16 protein-coding genes are annotated in these 22906 nt (G+C 47.0%); 1 reads left to right on the top strand and 15 read right to left on the bottom strand.

Annotated elements, in window-relative coordinates; all coding sequences use genetic code 11:
• Window positions 1-2 precede the first annotated feature (2 nt).
• Window positions 3-749, top strand: coding sequence for an RluA family pseudouridine synthase (locus C1T21_RS14930; protein WP_103048796.1), 747 nt, complete (start codon window positions 3-5; stop codon window positions 747-749).
• Window positions 750-882: 133 nt separating this feature from the next.
• Here C1T21_RS14930 and C1T21_RS14925 read toward each other — a convergent pair whose 3' ends face one another.
• The 15 genes from C1T21_RS14925 to C1T21_RS14855 all read right to left on the bottom strand — a co-directional run bounded on the left by C1T21_RS14925 (window position 883) and on the right by C1T21_RS14855 (window position 22735).
• The gene (locus C1T21_RS14925) at window positions 883-2385 is read right to left on the bottom strand and encodes a DHA2 family efflux MFS transporter permease subunit (RefSeq protein ID WP_103048795.1); all 1503 of its coding nucleotides are present in this window, start codon (window positions 2383-2385) and stop codon (window positions 883-885) included.
• Window positions 2369-2854, bottom strand: a complete 486-nt coding sequence (locus C1T21_RS14920) for a MarR family winged helix-turn-helix transcriptional regulator (protein ID WP_103048844.1) — start codon at window positions 2852-2854, stop codon at window positions 2369-2371. The genes C1T21_RS14925 and C1T21_RS14920 overlap by 17 nt, the downstream gene beginning before the upstream one ends.
• Before the next feature lie 259 nt (window positions 2855-3113).
• Window positions 3114-3584, bottom strand: a complete 471-nt coding sequence (locus tag C1T21_RS14915; protein WP_103048794.1) for a MarR family winged helix-turn-helix transcriptional regulator — start codon at window positions 3582-3584, stop codon at window positions 3114-3116.
• Between the two features lie 275 nt (window positions 3585-3859).
• Window positions 3860-6322, bottom strand: coding sequence for a DNA gyrase subunit A (gyrA, locus tag C1T21_RS14910; protein WP_103048793.1), 2463 nt, complete (start codon window positions 6320-6322; stop codon window positions 3860-3862).
• 22 nt (window positions 6323-6344) lie between these two features.
• Complete coding sequence (gene parE / locus C1T21_RS14905) at window positions 6345-8324, bottom strand: DNA topoisomerase IV subunit B (RefSeq protein WP_013310617.1); 1980 nt, start codon at window positions 8322-8324, stop codon at window positions 6345-6347.
• 98 nt (window positions 8325-8422) lie between these two features.
• On the bottom strand, window positions 8423-9412 hold the full coding sequence (locus C1T21_RS14900; RefSeq protein ID WP_013310618.1) for an ABC transporter permease: 990 nt from the start codon (window positions 9410-9412) through the stop codon (window positions 8423-8425).
• Complete coding sequence (locus C1T21_RS14895) at window positions 9405-10481, bottom strand: ABC transporter ATP-binding protein (RefSeq protein ID WP_103048792.1); 1077 nt, start codon at window positions 10479-10481, stop codon at window positions 9405-9407. The genes C1T21_RS14900 and C1T21_RS14895 overlap by 8 nt, the downstream gene beginning before the upstream one ends.
• The gene (locus C1T21_RS14890) at window positions 10478-11428 is read right to left on the bottom strand and encodes a GDSL-type esterase/lipase family protein (protein WP_103048791.1); all 951 of its coding nucleotides are present in this window, start codon (window positions 11426-11428) and stop codon (window positions 10478-10480) included. The genes C1T21_RS14895 and C1T21_RS14890 overlap by 4 nt, the downstream gene beginning before the upstream one ends.
• A gap of 175 nt (window positions 11429-11603) precedes the next feature.
• Entirely contained in the window at window positions 11604-12284 is a 681-nt protein-coding gene (locus C1T21_RS14885) for a TIGR00266 family protein (protein ID WP_076159244.1), read from the bottom strand.
• 227 nt (window positions 12285-12511) lie between these two features.
• Window positions 12512-13252: a CAP domain-containing protein gene (locus C1T21_RS14880; RefSeq protein WP_103048790.1), complete on the bottom strand. Its 741-nt coding sequence runs from the start codon at window positions 13250-13252 to the stop codon at window positions 12512-12514.
• A gap of 208 nt (window positions 13253-13460) precedes the next feature.
• Window positions 13461-13922, bottom strand: a complete 462-nt coding sequence (locus C1T21_RS14875; protein WP_061831569.1) for a GNAT family N-acetyltransferase — start codon at window positions 13920-13922, stop codon at window positions 13461-13463.
• The gene (purT, locus tag C1T21_RS14870) at window positions 13915-15099 is read right to left on the bottom strand and encodes a formate-dependent phosphoribosylglycinamide formyltransferase (RefSeq protein ID WP_103048789.1); all 1185 of its coding nucleotides are present in this window, start codon (window positions 15097-15099) and stop codon (window positions 13915-13917) included. The genes C1T21_RS14875 and purT overlap by 8 nt, the downstream gene beginning before the upstream one ends.
• A gap of 129 nt (window positions 15100-15228) precedes the next feature.
• Window positions 15229-17067, bottom strand: coding sequence for an ABC transporter ATP-binding protein (locus C1T21_RS14865; RefSeq protein ID WP_061831567.1), 1839 nt, complete (start codon window positions 17065-17067; stop codon window positions 15229-15231).
• Window positions 17064-18839, bottom strand: coding sequence for an ABC transporter ATP-binding protein (locus C1T21_RS14860; RefSeq protein ID WP_029518158.1), 1776 nt, complete (start codon window positions 18837-18839; stop codon window positions 17064-17066). The genes C1T21_RS14865 and C1T21_RS14860 overlap by 4 nt, the downstream gene beginning before the upstream one ends.
• 263 nt (window positions 18840-19102) lie before the next feature.
• Window positions 19103-22735, bottom strand: coding sequence for a dynamin family protein (locus C1T21_RS14855; protein ID WP_103048788.1), 3633 nt, complete (start codon window positions 22733-22735; stop codon window positions 19103-19105).
• Between the last annotated feature and the right edge of the window lie 171 nt (window positions 22736-22906).

Below are 22906 nucleotides of genomic sequence, written 5' to 3'. Positions count from 1 at the left end.
TTATGACTCAAGATAAACTTACCCGGCATGGGCATGTACAGCCGAACATTCCTGTCCTATATGAGGACAATCATGTTTTGGCGGTTGTAAAGCCTGTCAATGTTCCGACGCAAGAGGATGCCAGCGGTGATCCTGATCTGTTGTCTTTACTCAAGGAAGATCTAAAAATCAGACACAATAAGCCTGGTAACGTCTTTTTGGGTTTAGTTCACAGACTGGATCGACCTGTAGGTGGAGCCATGATTTTTGCTAAGACGTCCAAAGCTGCTTCTCGCTTATCAGAATCGGTGCGAAGTCGCCATTTTCACAAACTGTATACAGCAGTTCTGAATGGCATTCCTACGGCTCCACAAGGCCGTCTAACCCATCACCTGCTAAAGGATAGCCGTACCAACACTGTTCAAACTGTTCGGCCTGGCACAGCTGGTGCCAAGGAAGCCATTTTGGAGTACCGCGTGATCGGACAAGCAGATGGACTCAGTCTTGTGCAGATTAAGTTGCACACCGGACGCTCACACCAGATTCGTGTGCAGATGCAGGCGATCGGCTGCCCTCTCTACGGGGACCAAAAATATGGCGGTAATCTAAGCCGTCCCGGTCAACAGCTGGCGCTCTGGTCCTTACTCGCTAGAGCACCGCATCCGATCAGCAAGGAGGATATGAGCTTCCACTCGTTACCTCCCGTCCAATTTCCATGGAATGAGTGGCCCATGTCGCTTTATGAGAACATGATAACGTCTGAAAATTGAGCAGGCAAGCTCTGCTCTATTTGGATTTCGACATCTTCAACTCCATTTGCACAAAGAACCCGCATCGCATGTAAACAAACATGCATTGCGGGTTCTTTTTTGCAGAAAATTAAATTAATGCGTTATCCCATCCTTATGACGAGGAAGCCACGGACTGTCCCTTCTTGCTGTTTACCAGCTGTTGACGGGGGAGAACGTTTTGTGCATTCGTATTTTTGATAAAAAACGCTAAAATCAGAGCGGCCACACTCAACACTGTTGCAATGATAAAAGCCGAGTTAATCCCATAAATCGTAGCTTGGTTGCCTGCAGCCAGCATCCCCGCTTTATCCGTCACGGTTAGTCCTTCAGATGTAACAATCGTTGTCAAACGGTTGCTGCTTTGTGTTGACATCACTGTCACCAGAATTGCCGTTCCAATCGAGCCGGAAATCATACGCAGCGTGTTACTCATTGCTGTACCATGTGCATTCAATCGTTGCGGAAGCTGATTCAACCCGGCTGTTTGGATCGGCATCATCAGCAACGACATCCCGAACATCCGCACCGTATAATTAATTAACAGTGTCATATAGGTGGTTGTTTCGGTCAACCGCGTAAATTCCCAAGTCGTTATAACCATAATCAGCAAGCCAATTACAGACAACCAGCGTGCTCCAATTCGGTCAAAAATAGCCCCCGTTACAGGAGACATGAGCCCCATTAGAATCGCTCCTGGTAACATTAGCATACCGGACTGGAGCGGTGTAAAACCCCGAATATTTTGCAAATAAATCGGAAGCAATATCATACCGGCGTACAAAGCCATCGTCACAATCACATTAATGATTGTCGTCAAGCTGTACACATCGTATTTAAAGATACGGAACTCCAGCATAGGCTCATCTGCCTTCAGTTGGCGAACAATAAACAAAATAAGCGCAATTGTCCCAACGATAAGCGTAGACAGGACCGGAATACTTCCCCAACCTGATGTTCCTGCATCACTAAAGCCGTATAACAGTCCACCGAAACCGAGCGTAGACAAAATGATGCCGGGAATGTCCAGCTTTGGCTTGGATTGCTCCGTTACATTTTTCAGAAAAATAAATCCGATCACAATCGAAATTACTGAAATCGGCAGGATGATCCAGAACAATACCCGCCAGTCATAATGCTGTACTATATAACCGGATAAGGTTGGCCCAATGGCTGGAGCAAAACCCATCGCAATCCCTAGGGTTCCCATCGCCCGGCCACGACGTTCTATTGGGTAGATGTTCAAGATAACAACCATCATTAAGGGCATCATGATACCTGCTCCCGCGGCCTGAATAAGCCGACCGATCAGCAATGTGCTGAAGCTTGGCGCTATAGCACATAACAGCGTGCCTATTGAAAAAATAGTCATCGCGCTAATAAACAATTTACGAGTGGAAAAACGGGCAATCAAGAACGCGGTCACCGGGATCAATACCCCATTCACGAGCATAAAGCCCGTGCTGAGCCACTGAGCTATATTGGCATCTATATTCAGATCACTCATCATTTTCGGTAAAGCCACACTGATCAACGTCTGATTTAATATCGCTACAATCGCGCCAATCAACAGAGCGGCCACAATGGGTGCTCTGCGTACATTACCTGGTAGTGTCATTTGAGGACTGCTCAAGTTGATTCATTCCCTTCGGTGTTAATTTCATGATCATTTGTTTATGGATATCCAGGACCATCTCTAGCTGCTCCTTCGGGATGTCCAGAATGGGCAAGACGCGCTCCATCCACATGGCGTCTACTTTTTGCATGATATCTTTTCCTTCCGACGTAAGCGTCAGCACTAAGGATCTACGGTCATGTTCATGCCGTCCGCGAGCAATATATCCCGCCTTGGTCAAGCGGTCAACCACCCCACTCATAGAGCTGCTTCCCACATGTGCTATGTCTGCCAGCTCAGATAGCCCGATGTTGGGGCGTTTATTCAGAATTGCCAAAGCCATATGCTGAATGGCCGTCAGATCCAAATGCTGCTCCTCATTCCAGAAGGCATAAAATATCGTTTTGTTAACCTCTCTTACCGATTGTATAATCCGGTACACCTCAAGTCTGTCTTCCTCTCTGTCACTCACTGAAACCATCCTTTAATCCCCAATTCACAATCCATATACATAAACAAGCAACTATTTATACGCGAATTGTTATTTATTTATAACTATTATTTTATCATCTCTTATGTAAATGTCAACATTCACCCAAATATCACCTATACTTCAACACAAAAAAGGCGCGGTATGAATACCACGATAGGTATTTACATCCGCGCACTCCTATTTGCCTTAAAATGATAATCTGCTGCGTACAGCTACTTTCATGTAGCCACCATTCTAGTTATTCTGCTAGCTCTATTGGTTCCTTTACTCCCTCAGTCTCACTTGCCGATACTGAAGTCTTCGCCTTCGTTGTAATTTTCCCCAACAAATAAACCAGCAAATTTTGATTGTGCTGAGAAATTCGGTTTAGTGCAGAACCCAGAAAATCATCCCGTATTCGTAATCCACGCTCTACTTCTTCTCTCCCTTGATCCGAAATGACAATCCATACAATTCTACGGTCTTTTACGTCTCTGAAACGGGTGACCAGTCGATTCCGTTCCATCCGATCCAGCAGCATCGTAACCGCGGCTGGTGTGGTGGCGAGATATGGAATTAGTTGAGACGGCTTCATACGGCCGTATTCGTTCAAAACCTCCAGCACCGTAAGTTGAGCTTCGGTTAGTGATGGAGCCAGTTGCTGCTCCATATGAACCTTATAATCCTTAGCCATTCTGGACCAGATTTTCGCAAATTCGGTCGTTTGCATTTTGCCTCACTCCTTTAAATAACAGGGTCAGTAAAAGCATCAAAGTTACCGTATGGGCCACCGTCCGGATTGTATTTCATCACATTAAATTTTCGCCATTTAGCCCCGGTTTCCTGCCGTTTTTGGAGCATCAAATGAAAAGGGGAAGGAAGTCTCATCTGGGTTTTGAAGGCTGGTCAGGGTTCGACACCATGACGGCAAAAAGGTCCTCATTCGTGCCGGAATGGCACGAGAGGACCTCTCTTTTTCGAGCTAATAAGCGCTTGACTTTCCTATTATTCTATGGACTGAGAAGCTTGTAGCTCACTACGCAGCAGCACATTCACAATTTCGTCCTTCTTCTCCGCTGGAGCCAGCAGCTTGCCTGTATCCTTTCGGTCGGTCAAAGGAGCCTTTTCCGAAAGGAAGGACATCGTTTGTCCTTCTGCTGTGATTGCAAATAATTGAACAGCTTCACGGCAATAGAAGGCAGCCACGATTCGAGTTCCATTCGAACGTACTCGTTTGCCTTCCTTGAACTCAAAGGTGGTGATACCTTTGCCGCCTCTTCCCTGTGTAGGATAGTCCAACAGAAGCGTACGCTTACCATAACCAGACTCGGTCAGCACCAACACTTCTCCTTCATCCTCTTCTACCCATAACGCCGCGATAATTTCATCGCCTTCCGCTAGCTGTATACCTTTGACACCAGCCGAGACGCGGCCCATCGCATTAACCTCTTGCTCCTTGAAGCGTATACTCATACCCGCGCGGGTAATCAGCATAATATCCCGGGTACCTTCGCTTAACGTTACCGATAACACCTCATCGTCCCCTGCTACTTTGCAAGCGGCTACGGCACTAGAACGTTTTGTAGCATATTCTTTCAATTCTGTACGCTTTACTTGGCCCTTCTTTGTTACAAATACCAGGCTTTTGCCGATTTCCTCGATGTTTTTAAGCGGAATAACACTTACGATACGATCTTCCTTCGATAACGGAATGACGTTGACAATTGGTGTGCCCGGCTCTTTCCACTTATACTCTGGCACCTGATGTACAGGCAGTAAAAAATATTGTCCGCGCTGGGTGAAGACGAGCAATACATCCAGCGTATTCACATCAAGCAATTGGGTAACGTAATCCCCTTCTTTAACACCGGAACTTGAACGTTCCCCGCCTGAACGAGTAAATGACAACATACTTGTACGTTTCACATAGCCATCTTTCGAGAGTGTCAGCAGCACATCCTCTGCTCCCACCATGACCTCCAGGTTCACCTTAATCTCTTCTACCTCGCCCTGAATATCAGAACGACGGTCAATGCCGTACTTTTCGCGAATTTCCAAAAGTTCCTTGCGAATCAGGCTGATCAGCTTGCGATCACTTTCCAGAATAGAACGATATTGCGCGATTTTTTTCTGGATGTCACCCAGTTCTTTTTCAAGCGTGGTGATTTCCAGATTAGTGAGACGGTACAACTGCAAGGTCAAAATAGAATCTGCCTGCCGTTCGCTAAAACCAAACATCCATTGCAAATTATTTTGCGCGTCCTGGCGATTTTTGGAAGCTTTAATGGCTGCGATGACTTCATCCAGAATGTTCAGCGCCTTGACCAAACCTTCCAGCACATGGGCACGATCCTCTGCCTTTTCCAGTTCATACTGGATACGGTGAGTGACAACTTCGCGTTGATGGGCGATATACGCTTCCAAAATGGACTTTAGTCCAAGCTGATGTGGCGCTTTGTTCACAATGGCTACCATGTTGAAGTTATATGCCACCTGTAGGTCGGTTTTTTTCAGCAAATAAGCTAAAATCCCTTCCGCATCGGCTTCCTTCTTCAGCTCCACAACAATGCGCAAACCATTTCGTCCGCTTTCGTCACGAACCTCGGCAATCCCTTCCACCTTTTTCTCCAGACGGATATTTTCCATGGCCGTTACGAGCCTTGATTTGACGATCTGATACGGAATCTCGGTAATGACCAGCTGCTGCTTGCCTCCGCGCAAAGACTGAATTTCCGTTTTGGAACGAATATAAATACGTCCTTTTCCCGTGCGATAAGCGTCCTTGATGCCTTCGCCACCCATAATGAGTCCGCCCGTCGGGAAATCAGGGCCTTTAATAAAGGTCATAATCTCTTCCAGCTCAATCTCGGGCTTTTCCATCACTGCAATGCTGGCATCAATAACTTCGCGTAAACTATGTGTAGGAATCTCTGTCGCAAATCCCGCCGAGATCCCACTGGAACCGTTCACCAACAAATTTGGATAACGAGACGGCAACACAACGGGCTCTTTGGCCGAGTTATCAAAATTGTCCTTGAACAAAACCGTACGCTTTTCAATATCGCGCAGCATTTCCATTGCGATTGGAGACAAGCGAGCCTCCGTATAACGCATAGCTGCCGCTGGATCATCATCCTGGGAGCCCCAGTTACCGTGACCATCCACAAGCACGTGACTCATTTTCCAAGGCTGCGCCATCCGTACCATGCCGTCGTAAATCGACGAGTCACCGTGGGGATGGTAATTACCCATAACGTCCCCAACGGTTTTGGCCGATTTACGATATGCTTTATCCGGCGTATTGCCCGAATCGTACATTGCATAAAGAATACGACGTTGTACGGGTTTTAATCCGTCCCGTACATCGGGTATCGCCCGATCCTGAATAATATATTTGGAATATCGGCCAAAGCGGTCACCGACCACTTCCTCCAGAAAAGCTGGCAAAAACTGCTCCGATAAGCTCATGTATACACCTCTTTTGATAGCACTACTCTACGTATTCCGTGAAATCTACGTTTTCCACGATCCAGCGCTTGCGCGGATCCACCTTATCACCCATCAAAGTGGACACCCTGCGTTCAGCCTTGGCTGCATCCTCTATCTGAACGCGTAACAAGGTGCGTGAATCGGGATTCATCGTTGTTTCCCATAACTGATCAGGGTTCATTTCCCCAAGTCCTTTATAGCGCTGAAGCTCAAAATTTCGTCCAAATTCTTTTAAATAATTATCGAGCTGCTCGTCAGTCCAAGCATAACGCACCGTTTCGAGCTTACCCGACTTTCGAGTTATTTTATACAATGGCGGTTGAGCAATAAATATGCGTCCTGCATCAATAAGCTCTTTCATGTAACGATAAAAGAAAGTCAACAACAGCACTTGAATGTGTGCACCATCTGTATCTGCATCGGTCATAATGATGATTTTGGAATAATTGCTGTCTTCCAGCGAAAACTCTGTTCCTACCCCCGCACCAATAGCTGCTGTAATAGCACGGTACTCATCATTCTTCATAATATCCGCCAGTTTGGATTTTTCTGGATTCATCGGCTTGCCCTTTAGCGGCAATATGGCCTGAATTTTGGAATCCCGTCCCTGCTTGGCTGATCCTCCAGCCGAATCGCCTTCCACAATAAACAACTCATTACGTGTAAAATCCTTGGACTGCGCAGGCGACAGTTTACCATTCAAATTGGAACTTTCACTGCGCTTTTTACCAGAACGCATCTCATCCCGAGCTTTACGTGCAGCTTCACGCGCTCTGGATGCTTGAACTGCCTTCTTGATCAAAGTTTGTGCTATCTGCGGATTTTCTTCCAAAAAACGCTGCATCTGCTCAGATACGATGGCATCCACTGTACTCCGTGCCGAAGCGCTACCCAGCTGATCCTTTGTCTGGCCGACAAATTCAACTTCAGCCATCTTGACACTGATTACAGCCATCATGCCCTCACGTAGATCGTTGCCCTCCAAGTTTTTATCCTTTTCTTTCAACATCACCGTTTTGCGCGCATAGTCGTTCATGACACGAGTGTAAGCGGTTTTGAATCCCGTTTCATGCGTACCTCCGCCACGTGTCGGAATGGAGTTAACGAACGAAGCAATCGTCTCTGTATAACCCGCATTGTACTGGATGGCAATCTCTACTTCAATGTCTTCTTTCTCGGCATTAAAGTGAATAACATCATGCAGCACATCCTTGCCCTCATTCAGAAAAGCAACAAACTGACTTGCGCCACCTTCATAAAAATACTCATCTGACTTTCCGCTGCGTTCGTCTTTAAGTTGAATACGAAGGCCCGAATTTAGAAAAGCAATTTCCTGAAGGCGCTCAGCCAACGTATCGTAGTTAAAATGAATGCCTGCTTGAAAAACACGAATATCCGGTTTAAATGTAATTTTCGAGCCCGTCTTGTTAGTATTGCCCAGCACTTCAAGGCCTGTGGTCGGTTCCCCGACATGCTCCACGCCCTTCTTGTCCTGCCAATATTCAAACCGCTGACGGTGAATCTTGCCGTCCCGGTAAATTTCTACTTCAAGCCATTCCGAAAGAGCGTTCGTTACAGATGCACCTACACCGTGCAGACCCCCGGACTTTTTATATCCCGAACCGCCAAACTTGCCTCCGGCGTGCAAAATGGTGAATACAACCTGAGGCGTAGGAATTCCCGTTTTGTGCATTCCTGTAGGAATACCGCGCCCGTTGTCTGATACCGTAATGGAACCGTCCTTATGCATTGTAATATCAATGCGAGAGCAAAACTTGGCGAGATGTTCATCCACCGCGTTGTCTACAATTTCCCATACCAAATGATGCAGTCCCGAAGAACTGGTGCTCCCGATGTACATGCCCGGCCGTTTGCGAACTGCCACAAGCCCTTCGAGCACTTGAATGTCGTCCGCGCCATATTCTGAAGCTCCGCTTTGTGTGCCGGACACTCCCGCAGACAAGTCGATTTTGTCGACCATTCATGCTCCCCCTTTGTCTAATCGTAACCGTGTTTTGCCTTATTCTTGATGATTTTCACCAAAAATGCAAACAGATGTTTTCTTTTACCTTGTCCATTTTAATTCAATATATCCCGTTTCGTAAAGACGGCGAATGAAACAATCAATGCCGCAGCCCCCCAAATGCCCAGTACAGCTAAAGAAAAGGGTAAGGTCATTCCCTCAATCGGGGCGGGGCTTCCAGATAAATAATCGGTTAATTCGAGGTTAACCATAAATAAATATTTAGCACTCTGCCAAGATGAAGCCATGTTTGTCAAAATAGTGCCCGAAATAAGCGCAGCCATCATGACCACGATACTTGCCGCCGTACTTCGTACCAGGACAGATACCATAAAGGCTAACGAAGCTACCACAAGACTGACAAACCAGATCAATCCGGCTTGCAGCATCAGATAATGCCATTGTGGAATCGCATGTACAGCAGACAAATCCACCGTCGATCCAACAATTTGAAATCCGGTAAATACCGGAACATTAAAACCGCGAAAACCAAAAAACAAGCCTGATATGAGATAGCTAATTATAAATACAGCCAAAATGATGAGCGAGACGAACATGTACAATGTCAACAGCTTGCTCAGCAGTATTTTCCACCGCCTGACTGGGCGAGTTAGCAACATTTTTATCGTGCCTGTCGTCCGTTCTCCAGAAACCAAGTCGGAGGCAATGGCCATAATCAACAGCGGAACGAACAGATTTATGGAATTATCCATAAACTCTCTGGTAAAGGTGACGCCACTCGGCTCATTGGGATTCACATCATTTTCCAAATAATATTGCATCTGCTGCACAAAGACCCGACGATAGGTCTTCCATTCCTCGGGAACCCGGTCACTTCCCAGCGAGTTTTGATTATCGGTAATTGCCTGACGCAGTTCAAGCCGCCAATCATTGCCGAATTTTTCGCGATTGTTTTCTGCCACTTTCATCTGAGCGTACGTAAAAATCGGCACAAGCACAAGTAAAACAAGTAAAATGACATAAAATCGTTTCTTCTTGATAATTTTGAGCGTTTCATTTTGTACGAGCGGTAAAATGTTATTCAAGTATCTCACCTTCCGTCATTTTCAGGAATAGCTGCTCCAGTGTAGGATTGATTTTGGTTACACCTTTAACGGAAATACCGGAAGCCGTCATTTGTGTCACCAGCTCCGCAATATGCTCTTCATCCATTTCTGTAAAAATTGCATCGGCTCCGCTGCCTGCAACAATGCTGTCATCAATTAATTCATCGGCATTCGTAATCATTTGCACATGCGGAGAATTTTGCAATATCGCAAGACCCTTATCACGAGGCTCCAGTTGCCATACGGCCATGTGCGAGTGCGTCTCAACCAGTTCCCGTACTCCACCTACAGCTAGCACCTTTCCTCGACTTATAATTGCCACCCGATCACATAGCAGCTGGATTTCGCTGAGCAAATGGCTGGAAACAAATACAGCCATGCCTTCTGCCGCTAGCAAACGGATAAAAGCTCTCATTTCCTTGATCCCCTTGGGGTCTAACCCGTTCGTCGGTTCATCCAAAATGAGTAATTTCGGTCTACCTAGCAAGGCTTGGGCTATACCAAGGCGCTGGCGCATTCCGAGAGAATACGTACTTACTTTATCATGGATACGGCGATCGAGCCGAACCAGCTCAACGACTTCGCGGATACGCTGCTCGTCTACACCAGGCTGCATACGGGCAAAATGCTCTAAATTCTCCCACCCTGTCAGGTAGCTGTACACCTCTGGATTTTCCACAATAGAACCAATATGCCGTAAAGCCTGCTCAGGGTCACGATTTACATTATGACCACAGACGGTAATCGTCCCTTCCGTAGGCTTAATTAAATCGACCAGCATACGAATAGTCGTCGTTTTTCCAGCCCCATTAGGACCAAGAAATCCGAAAATTTCACCCGCACGAACGTCGAATGTGACATCATGAATGATCATTTTGCGTTTGATACGTTTCTTAACGTGCTGAACAGAGAGAACTGTTTCGGTATTGCTTCTGTCTCTGCCTCCGCTGCCAACCTGATTGGCGGAATGGAAACTGGACAATGCATCCCTTGATGTCGATTTTTCGGTTATTCCAGCCCCGGTCTTGTCAGCAGATTGGATGCTCATTGCTTGTTTCCTCCCTTTTTCACTTCAGCGGGTTGGCTACTTGTAGACTGTTGTTCATTATCCACTTTATCGGCATCCTTCGTGTTTGCAACTGCAAACCCTTGCGCGATACGTTCAGCGATTGCTTGATAGCCCTGTCCGTTTGGATGAAAATGATCGGATGATAAATAGACGGGCAAATTTTGCTGGAATAAATCGAAAGTTGGAACCAGAGTCATATTGCTGTTTTGGTTGGTAATTGCCATGGCAGCCAGATTCCATTCTGTTACTACAAGATTACCGGGAATTTTCATTTCCTGCAGATCACTGAATGGATTATATAATCCGACATAGATAATTTTAGCATTCGGATTGATTTTCCCTACCTTTGTCAGCACTTTTTGCAGACGTTTGGCGGCATCAGGCACAGCTTTACTCAAACCACTAAGTGTAGGCGGCTCTTTACCAGTTTGGGCAGCCTGAGCTCCCTGAAATAAATCATTTCCGCCAATCGAGACAATAATGACGTTAGCCTTTTTCAACACATAAGAAACACCAGGCTCATCCAGCTTGGTCAATAGTCCTTGAGTCGTCAGTCCATTAATCCCCAGATTATTTATGAGCTGAGCCTTATGGCCTTCCTGATTATTTAACAAGCTCACCGACCGACGCACAAAACCACTTCCGGAGTCATCCCCCGTGCCTTTGGCTAGCGAATCTCCAATGGCAGCTACCCGAAACTCTCCCGCCTGATTAGTAGCGGATGGCGCAGTTTGTGTCTGCGATGAACCGGAATGTACAGGTTGAGTGCTAACCATTGGCTCTGGAGCCGTGATACTTTGTACTGCTGTAATAAATCCGTACAATAATAGCAATGTGGCGGCAATGGAAACGGAACCGACAGACCGCCAAATCCATTTTGATGAATTCACTCGTGTTCCCTCCTGATAGCTTAGTGAAATAAACATAAAGCTTCTCATATCATTTTGCAAATAAACCTTTCTGAATAAAAGCGCAATAAATGCTTAGAGTCACATATAATTTCCCATGAACATGCAAAAAAAGGATGGCAAATGACCATCCTTATATTATACTTTCTTGTGCGAACAGTTTATCCTCTCATCTCTAATCAAACGAATCAAACTATTTGCTATCAGGGATAAAACTTTTGATCCATTGTCCAAAACTGCCCGGATTTCGACTTTGAATCAGTACCGTTCCTTCACCGCGAAAGCGGCATACAAGTGCTTCTCCACTCGTTACGCTGGACAACCAGCCTTTAGATGCTTTTTCAATTTTATAATCCATATAATCCGGCCATGCCACCAGATGAGCATTATCAATAATACGCTCCTCTCCTGGCGCGATATAAATGGGATGAATGGCTCCATAAGAGGACAGGAATACCGTACCTCGACCACTGATTTCTACGATAAAAAACCCTTCACCGGAGAATAAACCTTTCATCAGGTTTTGCATTTTGGTACTAACCTCAATGCCTTCCGTACAAGCCAGAAAACCGTCCTTTTGGACCAACAGCCTATACGTGCCATCCAGTTCCACCGCTTGTACATCACCTATACTTGCAGGGGCTAACAACACCTCAGCCGGTCCCCGGGCTGCCCTCAGTTCTTGAAAAAAGAATTTTTCTCCGCTCAGCATTCTGCCTAAACCACGTAACAGTCCACCGTCTACCGTCCCCTTTATATCTACACTGGAAGACATGGAGACCATCGCTCCCATTTCTGCTTTAATCATTTCCCCGGGGTTCAACTGCACCTTGAGCATAGCAAAGGCACCTTCATGCACGATTTCGTAGCTCATTTGTTCACCTGGCTTTCCATAAGTAGTCTGCTACCCATTCAACTTGCTGCTATCATACTATAAATACGTCCCTTATGTCTTTTCTGGTATAAAGCAATGGTTATGCCACTGGAGGATGAAGAGACACCAAAAGACCCGCTGAGCGTGTCAGCGGGTCTCTAGATTAACGTCACGTCACTATCTTTTCGTAGCAGCGACATAACGTTGGGAACGTATTTACTATCATCTTAGTTACGTGTGAACTCTTGTACCCAATATCCATTGTAGTAAGCCACACCGATTTGTGTAAATTCTGCCTTCAAAATATTCTCACGATGTCCCTGGCTGTTCATCCAGGCTTTCATCACTTCTTGTGGTGTTTGTTGTCCCATAGCAATATTCTCACCCGCATACGTATAAGTTACACCGAATTTTTTCATCATATCAAATGGTGAACCATAGGTCGGAGATGTATGGGAAAAGTAATTGTTCGTACTCATATCCTTCGCCTTGACTAAGGCTACTTCTGTAAGCTTCGCATTCGATACGAGGGGCTTAAGACCTTTTTGGCTGCGCTCGTTATTTACAAGCTTTACAACCTCAGCTGCAAATTGGGACTTGCTGAGTTGTGCATCCGTACCTGCAGACTGACCCGCGCCTGAGTTTGTGTTTTGTTTTTGGGTCTGTTGCTTGGTACCCGACTGCGAAGCCTTTTGGCCATCCTGTTTGGTTGTTGTTTGTTTGCCGGATGAAGGATTTGCTGTTTTGTTTTTAGCCTTGTCTTTTTCAGAAACATCCTTAATTACGGTCTTTGTTATCGTAGTCGTCCCGTTAGACATATTGACGGTATATCCGTTATTTTGAAACCATTGTTGCAGTTGGGCAGTCAAATCGTCAGCTGGTGAAGCTGATGCCGGAACGATGAATCCTGCGGATAAAATGGCGCTAAGACTTCCCATCACCAGTGTTTTTTTCAACATATTCTTCATTTCGTCATCTCCTTGTTGTATAAATGCCTTGGTGTGAACGCGTCTGGTTACAACTTTGTAATCTTTACTCTAGCAGTATATCATGTTTTATAGCAGGATCAATGGTATAAAAGTTGGAAAAAAAATAGCCCCGCTCGGAATTGACCCATGCGGAACTAAGTTAAAAGTAGTGAGGCTTTAAGTATTAGATTGTCTTGTTATAGGCTGATTATCTAAGCTTTTTGCTGAAACGGTAGCCTTGCTTTTCAAAGCCGATTCGGTTGTAGAAAGCTCGGGCCTCTACTTGTTTGATGCGGTTATTCGCTCCGGTAATGAATAAATGATAGCATCCTTGCGCACGTCCCCACTCCTCACCACAAGCCACCAAGCGCTTGCCAATGCCCTCGCCGCGATACTCCCCGCTCACGACCAGCATGGTGATTTGTACGGCAGGATCAGGATAAGCCAAGCTTTGAGCCGTATGCATGCCGATTACTCCGACAACACGACCATCCATTTCTGCAACCATCATATTCGCTTGACTGTCCTCCCGCGCTGTTCCCATAACTTCTTTCATTACACCACAAGTCATCGGGTATCCGACTTCTCTTAGTAGTCCAGTTACGGCTTCGCAATCGCCAAGCTCTACGGAACGAATTGTCAGTACTGGAATCATCACATTGTTAGACATGATTTACCTCCACTTTCAGCATATTAGCAGCTTCTTTGGCCGTCTTCCGTGCTGTTTCCACATCTTCTGCAGCGCTAAGCGCTACAGCCATCCGGCGTCCCGGCTTGGTTTCAGGCTTCCCGAACACTCGCACCTGTGTCCGGGGTAGCAATAATGCATCATGCAGACCGCTTATTACAAAATCCCGCGTAGTCACTTCTGCCTTCAAAGTAGCTGAAGCTCCTGGTGTAAGCAGCGTGACGGATGGCACCGGGAATCCGAGAATGGCCCGCACGTGAAGCGCAAATTCCGACAAATCCTGCGTAATCATGGTCACCATTCCTGTATCATGCGGACGGGGGGATACTTCACTGAATATGACGCCATCAGCTGTTAAAAATAGCTCTACGCCAAACAATCCGTAACCACCCAGTTCATCCGTAATCGTACGGGCAATGTCCTCCGCCTCCGAAAGCTGCTTGTCCGTCATGCCATGAGGCTGCCAGGATTCGACATAATCCCCATCTTTCTGAATGTGGCCAATCGGTGGGCAAAAAGTCGTACCCAAAACCGATCTGACGGTCAATAAGGTAATTTCGCTCTCAAACGGGACAAAAGCTTCAACAATGACACGTGTTGTTTTGGCACGCGCGCCTTCCAGCGCCGTATTCCAGCAGGATTCTGCATCTGCAATTGCCCGGCATACAGACTGCCCTTTACCCGACGAACTCATCAAGGGCTTGACCACGCATGGCGTGCCCAGCTCATGAACCGCCGACCGCAACTGCTCAAAGTTATCTGCAAAACGATAGGCAGCAGTCGGAAGCTGTAATTTCTCGGCAGCCAGCCTGCGGATACCTTCCCGGTCCATCGTAAGACGGGCGGCACGGGCCGTTGGTACTACGTGAAATCCTTCTTGCTCTAATTCTTCCAAAGCACCCGTAGCAATAGCTTCGATTTCAGGTACAATTATGTCGGGCTTTTCCTTACGAATTAGTGCCTTCAACGCCTCAGCATCCTGCATATCCAGACAGTGAGAGCGATGGGCCACCTGCATTGCTGGAGCCCGTTCATAGCGATCTACAGCAATACATTCCACGCCAAGCCGCTGAGCTTCAATAATGACTTCTTTTCCCAATTCGCCGCTACCCAGCAGCAGCATCTTCTTAGCCTTGGCAGAAAAAGGAGCACCCCACATCTTGAACTCTTCCCCCTCTGACGAAATTGCTCTGATCTCTTTTCATCTTTATTTTCAGGGTTTAGCTCCAAGAATGCAATAGTGCTCGGCATTAAAATTTACAAAAAACGCGATTTTTTGATCTTTTTTTTACAAAAATCTGAACTGTGCTTCCACCAGCCCCCGATATATTCCATGTTTTTTCATCAATTGTTCATGATTACCACTTTCTTGGATTTCCCCATGATCCAGTACAACGATATGATCAGCATTACGGATGGTGGACAAACGGTGAGCGACCATAAAAGAAGTTCTGCCTTCTAGTAAAACCTGAAGAGCCTCCTGAATTTTCAACTCCGTTTCTGTATCAATACTAGCTGTGGCCTCATCTAGGATAAGAATTCGCGGATTAGCCAGCAAGGCACGAGCAAAGGATAAGAGCTGTCGCTGGCCCATGGACAGCATTCCCCCCCGCTCCTCTACCTCTGTTTCATAGCCAGCTGGCAAGTGAACAATGAATTCATGAGCATTGACCGCCTTCGCAGCCGCTTCAATTTCCTCATCCGTTGCATCCAAACGGCCAAATCGAATATTATCACGGATCGTCCCCGAAAAAATAAATGTATCCTGAAGTACGATGCTAATCTGGCTTCGCAAGCTCTCCACCGTGACATCACGCACATCATGACCGTCAATCGTAAGCCGCCCTGACGTAATGTCATAAAAACGGCTTAGCAGATTAATAATTGTACTTTTACCTGATCCGGTATGACCCACAAGCGCTATAGATTGACCCGCCTCGACAGAAAGATTAATACCTTTAAGCGCCTGACGTCCCTTTTCATACTCAAAAATGACCTTTTCAAATTGGATGTCTCCCCGAATGGGCGGCAAGGCTATTGCTCCCGGTTTGTTTGCAATATTCGGCTGTTCATCCATAAACTCAAAAATTCGTTCTGACGAAGCCATCGCAACCAGTAACTGATTATACATTTGGCCCAGCCGATTAATCGGCTCCCAAAAGTTCCCAACATAGTTAGCAAACGCAACCAGTAGTCCCACCGTAAGTTGGTCTGTCTGAATTAAATGCGCTCCAAACCAAAACAGCACAAGCGTACCAAATCCCCCGGTAATATCAATAAGTGGGCCAAAAACCTGATTCATGGCAGAAGCCTTATCCCACGATTTTTTGCTAGAGCTGTTCATGTCGTCGAAATAAGCCATGTTTTCCTGCTCCTGCGTATACGCTTGTGTCACACGAATGCCCTGAATAGACTCATTCAAATGAGAGTTGATACGCGAGTTCTTCATACGCACTTCTTGCCAAGCGCGACGGATGCGAACGCGCAGCTTGGTCGAGATCAAAAACATGATCGGAACAGTGACAATTACCGCTAAACCGAGCTTCCAGTTAATAAGCAGCAAAATGACAATAATTCCGATAAGCTGTACGCAGTCAATCAGGACATTCACTGCACCGTTCGTAAATAGATCCTGTAGCGAGTTAATGTCGTTCGTCACGCGCACTAATACAGAACCTGCCGGTCTCTTATCAAAAAAGTTAAAAGATAGCTTTTGAATATGCTTGAACAAATCTTCACGCAAATCGTAAATAACCCGTTGACCGATAATATTGGTGAATTTAATGCGGTACGTGCTGGCTGCCCATTGAATTAAATATAACAAGAGCACGGCACCCGTGATGAGCAACAGCAACTTTACGCTGGGCAGTGCAGGCCATGCGGGAGCAATTGCTTTATCAATGGCCAGACTGATCAAATAAGGAACGGTCAGCTTGGTAATGGTGCCGAGAATCATCATGACGAGAAGGATCGGCAAAATCTGACGGGCATAAGGCTTCATGTATGCCAACAAACGTTTGAATTCTGACCAGTTAAACGGTTTGTCAATGACATCATCATCTTGATAGACAAAGCGCTCATTCGTTGGTTTTTTTAACGGTTTGACTTTTTCTGCGGGTATATTCATGGTCTCACCTGCCCTTCGGATACACCGTCTGGAGCCTGAGCTATGTAATCGGCGTATTGAATATGATACACATCCTGATATGGACCTGGAGTAGCAATGAGCTGTTCATGTGTTCCACGCTGAACGATTCGTCCTTCCTCAAGCACCACAATTTCATTAGCATGACGAAGCGAAGAGATTCGATGAGCGATTATGAATGTTGTTCGACCACGCATAACCTCTTGAAAACCGGTCTGTATTTCATGCTCTGTTTCCATATCGACCGCACTGGTAGCATCATCCAGAACCAGAATCTTCGGATTTTTGAGTAGTGCGCGCGCGATAGCGATCCGTTGTTTCTGTCCTCCGGACAGTCCCAATCCACGTTCTCCGACGACAGTGTCATATCCCAGCGGTAGTTCAGTTATGAATTCATGCGCCTGAGCCAGTTTGGAAACACGTATGATGTCATCCATACTGACATGACTTAAACCATATGAAATATTGTTGCGTATAGAGGACGAAAACAAAAACGTCTCCTGAAACACGGAAGAAATTTGAGCACGCAAATCGCGAATCTTTAAGTGACGTATATCCTTGCCATCCAACTTGATACTTCCTGCATTCACATTATAAGCACGCATGAGTAATTGAATAATGGTAGACTTCCCTGACCCCGTTCCTCCTAAAATTCCAATGACTGATCCTGGCGGTGCGTCTAAATTGATGTCAACAACAGCAGGAAGCTTATTTCCGTAAGCAAAGGTAACATGTTCAAACGTAACATGTCCTTCCACCTGATCGGCATCGAGTGTAAGTGCTCCGGCTTCATCGGTTACATCTATGGACTGATTTAGCAGTTCCAAGACCCTTTCACCAGAAGCTTTGGACTGCGTATAGTTATTGATATGAAAGCCAATGCTCCAGATGGGGCCGATAATATACCAAATTAAGCTAAAGAAAGCGACGAGCTGCCCCAAGGTCATTGACTTCTGAATAACCAGATACCCCCCCATACCCAACAGAAGGACCACACTGACAGAAGCAATCAGTTCCATAGCGGGGAAAAACCGACTCCATAAGGAAGCAGCCTGAATTTGATTACTCTTGTACTGCTCATTACGTACTGAAAATTTCTCAACTTCATAGGATTCGCGGGCAAAAGATTTGACGGTTCGCACACCTGTTATATTTTCTTGGACCGCTGTCGTCAAGGCGCTAAGGGCAATCCGCATTTCCTGAAAGGTGGGATGAATCCGGGATTCAAACTTGAATGTGACGAAGAGCAGCAATGGCATGCTGATCATCGTAATGAGGGTGAGCTGCCAGTTAATATACAGCATCATCATAGAGCCGAATACGACCATCAGTAGCACATTGAGGAGTTGGGCAAAACCAAACCCAATAAAGTTACGAATTGCCTCCAAATCACCAGTCAGTCGGGACATGAGATCACCCGTTTTGGCAGTGTCATAATATCTGAAGGACAGAAATTGCAGCTTTTCGTAACAAGCATTGCGGAGTCGGTACGCCAGATAGTTACCTAGCCGTCCACCAAAAAAACCATGTAAAAATTGCATGAACCCTTTGATGATGACTACTCCCAGCACAGTCAGAGCCAGCGCCGGTACTTTCCCGAAGTCACCGGGGATGATAGCGTTATCAATTAGTCTTTGGAGCAGGTTCGGATACACCAGTCCCAGAGCCGTCGCTATCGCAAGGCATAAAATAGAAAGAAACAGATAGTGTCTCCTCTCGCGAAAAAAAACTTGCAGTTGCCTGAGCACTTCCATGTCAATGTCCCTCCATTAGTTGCACGACGTTGTTATATGGCTTAGTGAAGTTTACCATTCGCGTTCCAAGGCGGCAAAGAGGATAACGAGCCGTATTCAGGCAGGTTATCAATTGGTGGGTGATTAGACAAATTAAATCGCTTTCTTATTATTGAATATGGCTATTTACTCAGTATTGCTTTCTTTTTGGAGCATGCATAAAACACCGGGTTGTCCCACAACCCGGTGTCCTGAACTTAAATAAATGGTGTACTTATTTATCTTTACTCCAAAGCCGCAATCTTGCCAGCAAGCTCTTCCCAAACCTGTGGCTGCTCACCGCCCATAAGCGCATGTTCCATGCCACGAGTCGTCTCCAGCATTTGCTCTCGAAGCTGAGCTTTCTGCCACATTTGCTCCTCCTGCATCAGCGTAACGTAAAAAGAAGACATTCGTTCTCGTTGCTGCTCCACAGCTTCCCCGATTCGCTCGCGTAATATCGGCTCCAGTTTGGTTTGTAGATTCGCTCGACCAGTTCCTTCAAAGAATAGCTTTGGATTTTTAAAGCTATTCCAATAATCTTTCCAATGAATAGACTCCTGCAGGGAAATTTCATTCAGCTCGGGAACAGCCCATTTTCTGGATTCAGGAATTGTGCAATCTAGTCCTTGCAAATGATGGTTCATGTGTTCTACGCATTGTTGTATAGCCTTGTGCACCAAAATTTTTCCCGTTTTTTCCAGCCGGAGTGTGGTTGCCAGTAATTCCTGAGACAGCTCCAGTTCGATTAAACGCATCAGCTCACGACCACAAGATGCAAAAGCCGAACGAAGATCACCTACTCCTTCACGCAGAACAGATGGATGAAACGCCTCTGCCATAAATTCTCCAGTCCGATAGGACAGCCTTTGACGTACATGATACAGCAATTCATCGGTTTCGCCCGATAACACAGATGCGCCATTGCTGTCAGTCAGGTCTAGGAGCGTATGCTCCAATTCCCCACGGACGCGAGTTAATCGCTCTAATCGAATCTCACGTTCTTCCACGCTATACCGTGCATCAGCTACATGTTGCTCTATGCGGTTCCGCAGCCGGCCCAGTTCCTGCATAGCAGAAGCAATGGACAAACCTGCCAGCTCTTCGGCTGCGAATGCCGAGAAGTCATCTTCAAATGCATCAAAACGTGAAGCTGAACGCAGCGAAGCCTCTCCCTGTTCGGCAGCTTCCAACGCCAGCATACTGGAAAGCGGATAAATACGTGGTTTTCGGATTCCATTCGCCTGTAGTTGTTCCTGTACATGCCGGGTAACAGAATGAAGTTCTTCTTCAGAAGAAGCTAGATCTGATGCATTCACAATAAAAAACGTCTGATCGAGCGCCAAGGTCTCTTTAACTCGACCTAGTTGGTTCAGGAACTGCCGGTCGCCTTGCGCAAAAGCATGGTTATAATAGGTGACAAATACAAGAGCGTCCGCATGCTTCATATAGTTGAAGGTCACGCCTGTGTGCCGTGCATTCACAGAATCCGCTCCAGGCGTATCCACTAGCACGATGCCCTGACGGGTCAGAGCGCAATCATAATAAAGGTCGATATGCTCCACAAAGCATGATTTGTGCTCAGACGCAACAAAATCCCGATACTGCTCTAAATCCACCTGAAGCTGTTGTCCCAGCAAGCTTTCAGCTTCTTCCCATCCGGCTGCGGCAGCCTTTAAAAAACTATAATGAGGCCTACCCGCAGGATGGATGCCTTTCGGAGATAAAGCATGAACGACTTCTTGCCAGCCCGCTGCCGCTGGTTCCCCCAATCCTAATAACCGAAATGAGTATTTAAGATCTTCCCGCAACGCGTCCACTGATTTCATATGGACGTCAGCCGTGGCATGGCGCTCAGCACTTGCAGGCGCCATTATGCGGTTAATCGCCGCTGTCGTCGGATGCGGCGATACGGGTAACACAGCTTCACCCAGCAAAGCGTTGGCGAAGCTAGATTTCCCAGCGCTGAACGCTCCGAACAGCGCCAGCGTAAACTGCCCACCCTCCAGCGCAGCGGCACGGGCATGTAAATCCCGTACCGCCGCTTGCATGGCAGGGTACGGGCTTACCAGGGCAGCGGCGGCCTTCAATCGGGCCGCTGCTGCATCCAGCCGCGTGCGGCGGCCTCCGGCGGCAGGCTGCGCCGATGCGTTCCGCGAGCCAGCAATGGCGGGCCGTGCAACGCCCGTTGGTGCCGCAGCTGGCGAGGCAGCGTCGGTATCGGACGCAGGTGCAGGCGCGTCCGCACGGGGCAACCCGCTTGGCGCGGAAGCCTGAGGCAGCAAGCTGCGCAGCAGGCTGGCGTGCGAAGCCGAGGCTTGCACGCGGGTGCTGTAGCGGCTCGCCGCGTCCGCCTGCGCCAACAGCGCAGTGCGTGCATCCGCGAGAGCCGCGCGGCGGGTTTCGGCTCGCACTGCAAGCTGGGCCAGCAGCTGGTCTACCAGCGTTAGCGCCTTACGGCGGCAATCGGTGGTCACAGCAGCGCGTAGATCCTTGCAATAGTTCAACGTATACTCCGGCGACAACGCATTTTCCTTCACCGTCTGCTCTACCAGTTGCCGGTCCGTCACAGGACGGATGTCATCCAGCTCCTGCTCCATTGCAGGGGACCACAAACCCTGACCGTCACCCCAAGACCTCAGTAGCTCCCGCACATGAGGAAGCAATTGTCCCTCTACCTGATCAGTCAGCATTCCTGTCAGCCGTTCCAAACGGCGTTCCTTTTCTCGCTCTGTTTTTCCTCCAGCAAACCATAGCCCTGTTTTGAAGCCCGGCTTGCGGCTCTCTAAGTATTCGCCTGCGGCTTCACGTAGCTCCGCTGGCGTCAAATGTGCGTGTTCCAGTAGATGATCCAGCTCTTGACGCAGTCGTTTACGCTCCTGCTCCGGAAGCATCTTCCAGTGTTCATCTTCTTGCTGCAAGGTTTTCTGCTCTATATCCAGGCGCAAAATGGCTTCTTCTCCACCTGCTTCTTTTAGCAGTGTGTTCAGTTCCTCTTCTTCAGCTGCCTGCACAGTCTCCACATGTTGCTCTACCAAATGGTGCATAGAGGACACTAAACTGTATGCCAAAAGCTCTGTTTTTCGCTCCAGCAATTTCGGAATCAGGTGCGTCAACTGTTTCCACTGGTTCCATGGATGATTCTGCTCCTTCAAGGAAGTAAAAAGGATATCCGTATAATGAACCTGCCAGGCATGGAAGCTCGTCTCCACCTCTTTACGATAACGTGTAAATGAAAGCTCTCGCTCCCGGTGTTTATCGATTTGATTGATGATCAAATATAACGGCTTGCCCCAATCCGACAAACTTTTGGCAAAGGACAAATTATTTTCAGATTGGACATGGTTGTAATCCATCACATAAAAAACAATATCTGCCCAATGTAAAGCAGAATGTGTCGCCAGCGCGTGTCCGTGGTCTGTGGAATCTACGCCTGGTGTATCCAGCAACACTCCTCCGCTTGATAATATCGGAACATCTTCCCACACTTGAACCGATTCATAGGCTCCACCATTTTTACAATACTCAGCAAGCTCGGAGAGGGATGCTTCCATGATTTCCGACTCTGGATTTTCCGCTGATTTGGCTGTATGAATGAGCGCTCTCGGACGCCCATAACGGATGGACACTACATTAGCGCTCGTAGGCACAGGTCCAGATGGCAGCACGGTTTTACCACACAGGCTGTTAATCAAGCTCGATTTACCCGCTGAAAAATGTCCACAAAAGGCAATGGTCAGCTCCTGCGCATATGCTTTTTCCAGCAGATCACCTATCGCCTTTGCTCCCGCTTCGTCCCCGGCTTTACGCAATGTATTCTGTATCTGTTCTATCGTATCCAACCACTTTCCCGCATCGCCTGTAATCGTTTGCATCATAAGCTACGGTTCCACTCCTTATCACTTGTCTGCACCAAATAGCTATATTGTAGCATTCCTAAGCCGTTGTGAGAATCATCACATCAAAAAAACTAAACAGCGCTCCCCGCCAGTACCTGGCTTTAGGGAACGCTGTTTTCGTACATATTAATAACAATAAGTTCATTTTAT

The organism is Paenibacillus sp. F4, from assembly GCF_002894905.1.
Classification (GTDB): Bacteria; Bacillota; Bacilli; order Paenibacillales; family Paenibacillaceae; genus Paenibacillus; species Paenibacillus polymyxa_B.
The sequence above is the reverse complement of the archived record's forward strand: the minus strand, read 5'-3'. Positions and strand labels throughout refer to the sequence as shown.